Annotated in this window: 9 protein-coding genes and 1 pseudogene; 6 read left to right on the forward strand and 4 right to left on the reverse strand. The window is 74.7% G+C overall.

Annotated features, from left to right (window positions below):
• Both AB0K37_RS37245 and AB0K37_RS37250 read left to right on the forward strand, forming a co-directional pair.
• Positions 1–331 (forward strand): annotated as a pseudogene (locus AB0K37_RS37245) (hypothetical protein); the annotation flags it as partial.
• Between the two features lie 3 nt (positions 332–334).
• Positions 335–1,648, forward strand: coding sequence for a hypothetical protein (locus AB0K37_RS37250; RefSeq protein ID WP_363989551.1), 1,314 nt, complete (start codon positions 335–337; stop codon positions 1,646–1,648).
• Between the two features lie 13 nt (positions 1,649–1,661).
• Here the strand turns inward: AB0K37_RS37250 and AB0K37_RS37255 are convergent, their stop codons facing one another.
• Positions 1,662–2,186 carry a pyridoxamine 5'-phosphate oxidase family protein gene (locus tag AB0K37_RS37255; RefSeq protein ID WP_363989554.1) on the reverse strand — a complete coding sequence of 175 codons (525 nt, stop codon included), beginning with the start codon at positions 2,184–2,186 and terminating at the stop codon, positions 1,662–1,664.
• Between the two features lie 86 nt (positions 2,187–2,272).
• Here AB0K37_RS37255 and AB0K37_RS37260 point away from each other — a divergent pair, with 86 nt between their 5' ends.
• Entirely contained in the window at positions 2,273–2,743 is a 471-nt protein-coding gene (locus AB0K37_RS37260) for a PPOX class F420-dependent oxidoreductase (RefSeq protein WP_363989556.1), read from the forward strand.
• Here the strand turns inward: AB0K37_RS37260 and AB0K37_RS37265 are convergent.
• Complete coding sequence (locus AB0K37_RS37265) at positions 2,740–5,064, reverse strand: excinuclease ABC subunit UvrA (protein ID WP_363989559.1); 2,325 nt, start codon at positions 5,062–5,064, stop codon at positions 2,740–2,742. The genes AB0K37_RS37260 and AB0K37_RS37265 overlap by 4 nt on opposite strands.
• 61 nt (positions 5,065–5,125) lie before the next feature.
• On the opposite strand from AB0K37_RS37265, the gene AB0K37_RS37270 reads away from it, so the two are divergent.
• Both AB0K37_RS37270 and AB0K37_RS37275 read left to right on the forward strand, forming a co-directional pair.
• Positions 5,126–6,130, forward strand: a complete 1,005-nt coding sequence (locus tag AB0K37_RS37270) for a YafY family protein (RefSeq protein WP_363989561.1) — start codon at positions 5,126–5,128, stop codon at positions 6,128–6,130.
• Between the two features lie 60 nt (positions 6,131–6,190).
• Complete coding sequence (locus AB0K37_RS37275) at positions 6,191–6,562, forward strand: VOC family protein (protein WP_363989564.1); 372 nt, start codon at positions 6,191–6,193, stop codon at positions 6,560–6,562.
• A gap of 28 nt (positions 6,563–6,590) precedes the next feature.
• Here the strand turns inward: AB0K37_RS37275 and AB0K37_RS37280 are convergent, their stop codons facing one another.
• Complete coding sequence (locus AB0K37_RS37280) at positions 6,591–7,967, reverse strand: cytochrome P450 (protein ID WP_363989566.1); 1,377 nt, start codon at positions 7,965–7,967, stop codon at positions 6,591–6,593.
• 62 nt (positions 7,968–8,029) lie between these two features.
• On the opposite strand from AB0K37_RS37280, the gene AB0K37_RS37285 reads away from it, so the two are divergent.
• The gene (locus tag AB0K37_RS37285; protein ID WP_363989569.1) at positions 8,030–8,806 is read left to right on the forward strand and encodes an IclR family transcriptional regulator; all 777 of its coding nucleotides are present in this window, start codon (positions 8,030–8,032) and stop codon (positions 8,804–8,806) included.
• A 22-nt stretch (positions 8,807–8,828) separates the two neighbouring features.
• Here AB0K37_RS37285 and AB0K37_RS37290 read toward each other — a convergent pair.
• Positions 8,829–9,709, reverse strand: a protein-coding gene (locus tag AB0K37_RS37290; protein ID WP_363989572.1) for an IS5 family transposase whose coding sequence is annotated in 2 segments (ribosomal slippage) — positions 8,829–9,326 and positions 9,329–9,709 — 879 coding nt in all. Because the reading frame shifts where the segments join, the coding sequence is not laid out codon by codon here.
• Positions 9,710–9,823 lie beyond the last annotated feature (114 nt).

Raw genomic sequence — 9,823 nt, forward strand, 5'->3', positions numbered from 1 at the left:
AGAACGCGGAGCCGACGGTGAACAGGACGACCGCGACCACGAACGCGTAGAAGTAGCGTTCGCGCCCGTACCTGTCCGGATCGCCGTGACCGTGACCGGCGGGAAGGCCCGCACCGCGCAGCGCCGCGTGAAGGTCCCCCGCGGCGCCGCCGTCGAGATCACCGTCACCGGCGACACCGCCGACGAGTTCCACCTGCACGGCTACGACCGCGAGCTTGAGCTGCGCCCCGGAGCGACGGCCGTCCTGCGCTTCACCGCCGACACCCCCGGCGTGTTCGAGGCCGAGCTGCACCACTCCGGCGCCCGCGTCCTCGAACTCCAGGTCGGGTGACCCGTGCACGTGCTCGCCCACGGGCTCGGCGGCCGCACCGACCTGCCCCTGGACGCCGTCGCCGCCATCACCGGCGGCGGCCTGGCCGTCGCGGCCTCGTTCCTCGCCCTCACCGCCGCGTGGAAACGGCCCCGCCTCCACCCGGACGCCGGACGCCCGCTGCCCCCCGCCCTCGCCCGCGCGCTCGACGCGCCCGCCCTCACCGCGGCCGGCCGCGCCCTCGCACTGGCCGCGGCCGCCCTGGTCGTCGCCGTCGCGTTCGCCGGGCCCGCCTCCGACGCCCGCAACCTCGCTCCGTGGGCGCTGTTCGTGACGTTCTGGGTGGGCCTGGTGCCCGCCAGCGTCCTGCTCGGGCCCGTGTGGCGGCGCGTCAACCCGCTGCGGACCCTGCACGCCGCGCTCTGCCGCGCCACCCGCACCCCGCCGGCGGGGCGGCGCGCCCTGCCCGCCCGGCTCGGCTACTGGCCCGCCGCCGCGTGGCTCACCGGGTTCGTCTGGCTGGAGCTCGTCGCCCCGCACCGCTCCGACCCGCGCCTGGTCGGCGCCCTCATCCTCGCCTACGCCGCCGCCAACCTGGCCCCCGCCTGGTGGTTCGGCCGCGACTGGTTCACCCGCGGAGACGGGTTCGAGGCCTACTCCAGCCTGCTGGCCCGCCTGTGCCCCATCGGACGGCGCGGCGACGGCGCCCTCGTCCTGCGCACCCCGCTCACCGGCCTGATGAAGGGCGACCCCGAACCCGGCCTCACCGCGACCGCCTGCGTGCTGATCGGCTCGACCGGATTCGACGGCGTCACCCGCACCACCTACTGGCGCGACAATGTCGACCCCGCGAGCGTGCCCGCCGGAACCCTGGGCCTGGCCGCCGCCGTCGGCGCCGTCGCGCTGCTGTACGTGGCGGCGCTGCGGCTCAGCGCACGGCTGACCCGCCAGGACCCGGCCCTCCCGCCCGACCGGTCCGGGCCCGCCCGGTTCGCCGCGACGCTGCTGCCGATCGCCCTCGGCTACACCCTCGCCCACTACTTCTCGTTCTTCGTCCTGGAGGGCCAGACCACGTTCATCCTCGCCAGCGACCCCTTCGGGACGGGCCTGAACCTGCTCGGCTCCACCGGCAACCGCGTCGACTACGACCTCGCCGGCCCCACCCTCGTCGCGCAGGTCCAGGTCAACGCCATCGTCCTCGGCCACATCGCCGGGACGATCGCCGCGCACGACCTCGCCCTGCGCGGCCCCGGCCCGGCCACGCGGGGGCAGCTTCCCATCGCCGCCGTCATGGTCGCGCTCACCTGCGCCGGCCTGTTCGCCCTGCTGAGCGGCTGACCGCCCGCACCGGTCAGCGCGCGAACTTCCACCGCATCGCGCCGTACGGCTCCACCGTCCCCACCGCGAACACCGTGTGGAAGGCGATCCGGTAGACCCACCACGGCGGCGGCCCCGCGCTCTGCGCGCTGTAGGGCGCGGTGAACGCCTCGCCCTCCACCCGCGCCGGCCACCCGCCGTCCCGGTACCCGGCCGCGACCGCCTCCAGCACCTCCGGATCGGTCACCCGCCCGGCCTCGCCCTCCAGCACCACGTCCCCGACCGGCGTGCGGACCGAGATCGTGCACGCCGGGTTCGCCGCCAGGTTCCGGGACTTGCGCGTGCCGGGCCCGCTGACGACGTACAGGTCACCGTCGTGCCACAGCGCGCCGACGCCCGCCGAGTGCGGGCGCCCGTCCGGGCCGACCGTTCCGAGGAACACCGGCGTCCCGGGCTTCGGCAGCGCCCCCTTCAGCGCGTCGCGCACACCGTCCCACGCCAGTTCCCCCGCCCCGTAGATGTCGAGGTCACGCGCCTCGACGGGATCGCGATCGCTCATCGTCGCCTCCTTGGTGAACCGCCTCTGAGAGGTAGACCGCGGGGCGGCGCCGAACTCATCGGCGCCCGCTTCCTAGAGTTACGGGCATGGCTCCTTCGATCGCCACCGCGAACCGCGTCGACCGCTCCGAACTGCTGGAGTTCCTGCGTCCCCGCCACCACGCGCTGCTGTCCACCGCCCGCGCCGACGGCCGGCCCCAGATGTCGCCGGTGACGTGCGGCGTCGACGGCCAGGGCCGCATCGTCGTCTCCACCTACCCCGAGCGGGCCAAGGCCCGCAACGCCCGCCGCGACCCGCGCGTGTCGGTGTGCGTGCTGTCCGACGACTTCAACGGCCCCTACGTGCAGGTCGACGGCACCGCCGAGGTCATCGACATGCCCGAGGCCGCCGACGCGCTCGTCGACTACTACCGCTGCATCGCCGGGGAGCACCCCGACTGGGACGAGTACCGGGAGGCGATGCGCCGCCAGGACAAGTCCCTGATCCGCGTCACCATCGAGCGGTGGGGACCGATCGCGACCGGCGGGTTCCCCGCCCGTCTGGTCCCCGACAACTAGCGGCGCGCCGCGGCCCGCCCGGGCAGGCCGCGGCGCAGGAACTCCGCCGTGACCGAGGACGGCTCCTCCAGCAGCGCGGCGGGGGTCCCGGCGAACACGACCTCGCCGCCGTGCCGGCCCCCGCCGGGCCCGAGGTCGACCACCCAGTCGGCGTGCGCGACCACCTGAAGGTCGTGCTCGACGACGATGACGGTCCCGCCGCCGTCCACCAGCCGGTCCAGCAGCGCCAGCAGCGCCCCGACGTCGGACATGTGCAGGCCCGTCGTGGGCTCGTCCAGCACGTAGACCGTGCCGGGGCGGTGGAGCCGCGTCGCCAGCTTGATGCGCTGGCGCTCGCCGCCCGACAGCGACCCCAGCGGCCGCCCGAGCGTCATGTAGCCGAGCCCCACCTCGTTGAGGGCGCGCAGCCGCGCGGCGATCGCGCGTTCGGCCGGGTCGGCGTCCCCGGCGGCGTCCACCGCGGCGTCCCCCGCGAAGAACGGCAGGGCCTCCTCGGCGGTCATCGCCAGGACGTCCACGATCGTGCGGCCGCGCAGCGTGTGCGCGAGGACCTCCGGGCGGTACCGGCCGCCCCGGCACGCCTCGCAGATGGTGGTGACCGGGTCCATGAACGCCAGGTCGGTGACGATCACGCCGTTCCCGTCGCACTCGGGGCACGCGCCCTTGGAGTTGTGGCTGAACAGCGCCGCGTCGGCGCCGCTCGTCCGCGCGAACAGCCGGCGCAGCGGGTCCATCACGCCGACGAACGTGGCGGGGCTGGACCGGCGGGACGCCGCGATCGCCGACTGGTCCACCACGACGGCGTCGGGGTGCCGCGCGGCGAACTCGTCCATGACCAGGGTGCTCTTGCCCGACCCGGCCACGCCGGTGACGGCCGTGAGCACGCCGGAGGGGAACCGCGCCGTCACGTCCTTGAGGTTGTGGGTGCGGGCGCCGGTCACCTCCAGCCATCCGCCGGGCTCCCGGAACGCGTCCTTCACCCGCACCGCGCGGCCCAGCGCCCGCCCGGTCGGGGTCGCGGCCGCGCGCAGCCCCGCGACCGTGCCGGTGAACACGACCTCGCCGCCGTGCACGCCCGCGCCGGGCCCCATGTCGACCACGTGGTCGGCGACGGCGATCACCGCCGGGTCGTGCTCGACCACCAGCACGGTGTTGCCCTTGTCGCGCAGCCGCAGCAGCAGCGCGTTCAGCCGGTCGACGTCGCGGGGGTGCAGGCCCGCGCTGGGCTCGTCGAAGATGTAGGTCATCCCGGTCAGGCTGGACCCCAGGTGCCGGACGACCTTGAGCCGCTGCGCCTCCCCGCCCGAAAGCGTGCGGGTCGGCCGGTCCAGGGACAGGTAGGACAGGCCGATGTCGGTCAGCCGCCGCAGCCGCGCGGCGGCCTCCTCGGCGACCCGCGCGGCGACCGGGTCGGTGATCTCGCCGAGCGCGGCGACCAGGTCGCCGACCTCCATCCGCGACAGCTCGGCGATGGTGCGGCCGCCGACGCGCGAGGCCAGCGCCGCCGCGTTCAGCCGCGCTCCGCCGCAGGCCGGGCAGGTCTGCTCGCGCACCACGCGGCGGGCCGCGTCGCGCACCTTCGGCGGCAGGGACGCCAGGTCCCGCTTGAGGTAGAGGCGCTGGAAACGCTCGATCATGCCCTCGTAGGCGTTGTGGCCCATCGACCCCGTCCGGTTGCGGCGCGGCACCCGGAACCCCTTGCCGTGCAGGAGCAGATCCCACTCCTCGGGGGTGAAGTCCCGCAGCGGCTTGTCGGGGTCGAACAGGCCCGACTCGGCGTAGAGCTGCCACACGAACGTCCCCACGCCGAACGGCGGGAAGTCGACCGCGCCCTCGTTCAGCGACCGCCCGGTGTCCAGGAACCGGTCCAGGTCGACCCGCGCGACATGCCCGAGGCCGTCGCATTCGGGGCACATGCCGCGCGGGTCGTTGAAGGAGTAGGCGGCGGCCAACCCGGCGCTCGGCGTGCCGTGCCGGGAGAACAGGACCCGCAGGACGGGGGAGATGTCGGTGATGGTGCCGACCGTGGAGCGGGCGTTGCCGCCGATCGGCCGCTGGTCGACCACGACCGCCGGCGCGAGGCGGTCGATGACGTCGGCGTCGGGCCGCTCGTGGCGGGGCATCCGGTCGCGGGCGAACCAGCTGAGCGTCTCGTTCAGCTGCCGCTGCGACTCCGCGGCGACCGTCCCGAACACGATCGACGACTTGCCCGAACCCGACACCCCGGTGAACACCACGAGCCGGTTCTTGGGAATGCGCAGCGAGACGTCCTTGAGGTTGTTGTTCCTTGCGCCGGCGATGACGATGTGGTCCCCGTTCATGACCGGAACGCTAGGAGGCAAAGAGGCCAGGACCTGACCGCATTCGCCGCATACTGGGGTCATGTCGTCCGAACGCCTGCTGCGGCTGCTGTCACTGCTGCAGACCCGCCGGGAGTGGAGCGGGCCGGAGCTGTGCGAGCGCCTGGCCGTCAGCCCCCGCACCGTCCGCCGCGACATCGAGCGGCTGCGCGGCCTCGGGTACCCCGTGCACGCCACGCTCGGCGCGGCCGGCGGCTACGTCCTTGAGGCCGGGGCCGCGATGCCGCCGCTGCTGCTCGACGACGAGGAGGCCGTCGCGATCGCCGTCGGGCTGCGCGCCGCCACCGGGGGAGCGGTCGAGGGCATCGCCGAGGCGTCCGTGCGCGCCCTGGCCAAGCTCGAACAGGTCCTGCCCGCGCGGCTGCGGCGCCGCGTCACCGCCCTGCACGCCGCCACCACCACCTTGGGCTCCCCGCCCGCCGGGCCGGTCGCCGCCCCCGAGACCCTGACGGTGCTGGCCGCCGCCTGCCGCGACCACGAGCGCGTCCGCTTCGCCTACCGCGGCGCCGGCGACCGGGAGACCCGGCGCCTGGTCGAGCCGCACGGCCTGGTGTCGGCGGGGCGGCGCTGGTACCTGGTCGCGTTCGACACCGTCCGCGACGACTGGCGGGTCTTCCGCGTCGACCGCGTGTCCTCCCCGCTGCCGACCGGCGTGCGCGTCGCACCGCGCGAGCTGCCCGCCGCCGGCACGGCCGAGTTCGTCACCCGCTTCCTGGCGGGATCGCAGCCCGCGACGCGGGCGGTGCTGCTCGTGCGCGCGTCCGCGCGGGAACTGGCCGACCGGTTCCGCGTGACCGAGACCGAGATCGAGCCGGTCGACGACCGCACCTGCGTGCTGCGCACCTCCGCCGACTCCCTGGAGTGGACGGCGCTGCGCATCGCCTACCTCGACCTCGACTTCGAGATCCGCGAACCGGCCGAGCTGCGCGACCGCGTGGCGGCCATGGCCGAGCGCCTGGCCCGCGCCGCCCGGCCGGGGCACGTCACCGGCCCGGCCGCTTCGCGTCGAGATGATCGCTGTACCTGACAGAAGATGTCAGCTTCCTCTGGAAGCCTGAAGGCACACCGATCACGAAGGAGCCGATAGATGCCCGGTATCGCGGAGTTCGTCGCCGTCACCCTCGACTGCCCGGAGCCGCCCGCCCTCGCCGCGTTCTACGCCGCGGTGACCGGAGGCGAGATCACCTACGACACCCCCGAGGCCTCCGCCGTCAAGCTGCCCAACGGCGTGGACGTCTACTTCCAGGGCGTCGCCGGGCACCTGCCGCCCACCTGGCCCGAGGGGGAGCGGCCCCAGCAGTTCCACCTCGACTTCTACGTCGACGACCTGGACAAGGCCGAGGAGACCGTCACCGGCCTCGGCGGGGCCAGGCCCGACTTCCAGCCCGGCGGCGACCGCTGGCGCGTCCTGACCGACCCGGCCGGGCACCCCTTCTGCGTCTGCCTGCGCCAGAACTAGCCTGCGCCAGAACTAACCGGGACCCCGACTAGCCGAGCACCCGCACCGGCACGCCGCCGCGCGGGCGCATCGCGGTCACGCTCGTCGGCGTGGCGGCGGGGGAGACCAGGGACAGCCGCGTGCGGCGCAGCAGGCACGCCAGCATCGTCTTGATCTCCACCGTCGCCAGCGTCGAGCCGATGCAGCGGTGCGGGCCGCCGCCGAACGGCAGGTACGTCGCGGGCGTGGTGGGGCGGTACAGCGCCGAGGACCGGTCCCACCGCTCGGGCCGGAACCGCCCCGCCTGCGGCCACACCTCCGGCATCCGGTGGGTGACGAACGGCGAGTAGAACACCATCGCCCCCGCCGGGACCCGGTACCCGCCGTAGGAGAAGTCCTCGACCGGGACGCGGGCGCTGAGCACGGCGGGCGGGAACAGCCGCAGCGTCTCGTTCACCACCCCGTCCAGGTACTCCAGCGCGGGCAGGTCGGCGGCCTCGACCGGCCGGTCGCCGACCACCTCGGCCACCTCCCGCCGCGCCCGCTCCTCGGCCTGCGGATGGGCCAGCAACGCGTGCACCGCCCACGCCATCGCCGCGCTGGTGGTGTCGTACCCGGCCGAGATCAGGCTGATGACCTGGTCCTGGAGCTCCTGGCGGGTCAGGCCCGCGCCGTCCTCGTCGCGCGAGGCCAGCAGCATGCCCAGCACGTCGTCGTACTCGCCGCCCTCGCGCAGCCGCCGCTCGATCTCCTCGTCCACCCGCCGGGCGACCAGCGCCCGCGACGCCGCGACGCGCCGCATGTAGGGGTTGGGCACCGACCGCAGCACCATCTGCAGCACGAAGTTGCGGTCGACGGCCGCGAGCGCGACCTGCAGCCGCCGCCCGATCACCTCGCTGTCGGCGGCGAGCCGGTCGCCGAACAGCACCTCCACCGTGCTGCGGCGGATCACCGCGCGCAGCTCGGCGTAGGCGTCCAGCGTCCGGCCGGGGCGCCAGGACTCCAGCGCCGCGTCGGTGTTGGCCGCCATCCGCGCCACGTACCCGGCGACGCGCCGGTGGTGGAAGGCCGGCTGCACGAGCCGGCGCCGCCGCCGGTGGTCGGCGCCGTCGCTGACGATCAGCGCGGTCTCCCCGTTCACCGGCACCAGCAGGTCGAACGCCTCCCGCCAGCGGAACAGGCCGGAGTTGGCGAACACGAACGCGTTGGCGTCGGGGCCGAACAGGTGCACGAACGGCATCCGGCGCGTCCCGACGACCGCGACCGGGCCCGCCTCGGCGTGCAGGCGCAGCAGGCTCGCGCACGGGTTCCTCGTGAACCCGATCCCGTGCCGGACCGTCAGCGACGGCGAGGGGCCCCGCGCCCTCCCGCCCGCCGTGCGGGCCTTGCGGGGACGGGGCGCGCGTACCGGGGTGTCGGGTGCCACGCGCCCCACTATCGCACGCCCCCCGCCGTCCCGGCGCCGGGCGCGGTGGGAGGATGGGACCCGTGACGGACGACCGCGCGGAAGGGACGCCCCAGCCCAAGGCGGGCACGCAGACGGTGGACCGCTCCGTGGCGGTGCTGCGGTCCTTCGAGGACGCCGCCCGGCAGACCCCCACCGAGATCGCGCACCGCCTCGGCCTGTCGGTCAGCACCGCGCACCGCATCGTGGGCGCCCTGCACGCCACGGGGATGCTCGCGCAGGACCCCGCGACCGAGCGGTACTTCCTCGGCCCCACCACCGCCATCCTCGGGCGCCTGGCGCTGGAGCGGATGGGCTCGACCCTGCTGCAGCCCGAACTGACCGCGCTGCGCGACGGGACGGGCGAGGCGGTCAGCCTCGGCGTGCGGGCCGGCGACGAGGTCGCGGTGCTGCTGCACCTGCCGTCGGTCCATCCGCTGCGCTACGACCAGCCGCCCGGCGACCGCGACCCGATCCACGCGTGCGCGACGGGCAAGGCGCTGCTGGCCTTCGACGGCGACCCCGTCGCGATGGAGGAGCCGTACGCCCGCCACACCTCCGCCACCCTCACCACGCGCGCCGAACTGGAGGCCGACCTGCGGGGCGTCCGCGAACGCGGCTACTCCGTCAACGACGAGGAGCGGCTGGCCGGCGTCCGCGCCGTGGCCGCGCCGGTCCGCGACGGCGGCGGGCGCGTGTTCGCCGCCGTCGCGCTGCAGGGCCCCTCGGTGCGGTTTGGCGACGACCGGATGCCCGCCCTGGCCGAGGCGGTGAAGGCCGCCGCGAGCCGCCTCACCGACCTGCACCGCCACCTGGCCTGACCGCCACCTGTCCTGACCGCGGCTAGGGCCTGTTTTGTGGATCGTGGTTGAGCCAGAGGATGAGGCTGGCGATGGTGACCACGGCGCGGTAGTGGGCGGCGAGTTTGTCGTAGCGGGTGGCCAGGCCTCGGAAGCGTTTGAGCTGGTTGAAGCAGCGTTCGACGACGTTGCGGCGGCGGTAGCGGTCCCGGCTGAATCCGCAGCGGCGGTGTCCGCGCCGGGCGCGGGCAGCGAGCTGGTCGCTGCGTTCGGGGATGGTGTGCGGGATGCGCCGCCCCCGAAGGTAGTCGCGGATGATGCGGGTGGAGTAGCCCTTGTTGGCGATCAGGTGCCCGGGCCGGGTGCGCGGTCGGCCCGGTCCGGTCCGAGGGATGGCGATGGCTTCGACGACCTCGATCAGCCGGGTGCAGTCGTTGATGTTGCCGGCGGTCACGGTGAAGGCCAGCGGCAGGCCGCGCCCGTCGCAGGCCAGGTGGATCTTTGTGGTCAGTCCGCCGCGGGATCGCCCGAGTGCCTGCCCGCCGGCCGGTGATGTCGGGTTCGTCCCCGACCGTTCCCCTTTTTGCGGGCGCCGGCGGCGTGCTGGTGGGCGCGCACGATGGTGGAGTCCACGCACACCGCCGACCAGTCCACCACCCCGATCGCGTCATCGTGGACCTGGACGTGCGCCAGCAGCCGCTCCCACGTCCCGTCCGCGCTCCAGCGGCGGAACCGCTGGTAGAGCGTCTGCCACGGCCCGTAGCGTTCGGGCACGTCCCGCCAGTCCGCACCGGTCCGGACCTTCCACAAGATCCCGTTGATCACCTGCCGGTGGTCACGCCACCGCCCACCAGGCCCCGAAGCGACCGGCAGCAACGGCTCCATCCGGGCCCAGGCCGCATCGGTCAACTCATGTCGCCGCACCATGGCCACCATCAAGCCACAAACCAAAGATCCAGATCCGCAAAACAGGCCCTAGCCCGTCGCGGCGGAGGCGGCGGCCAGCTCGTCCAGCAGCGCCGCCACCGCGGGCGGCCG

The sequence above is a fragment of the Actinomadura sp. NPDC049753 genome (genome assembly GCF_040674655.1).
In the GTDB taxonomy this organism is placed as follows: domain Bacteria; phylum Actinomycetota; class Actinomycetes; order Streptosporangiales; family Streptosporangiaceae; genus Spirillospora; species Spirillospora verrucosospora.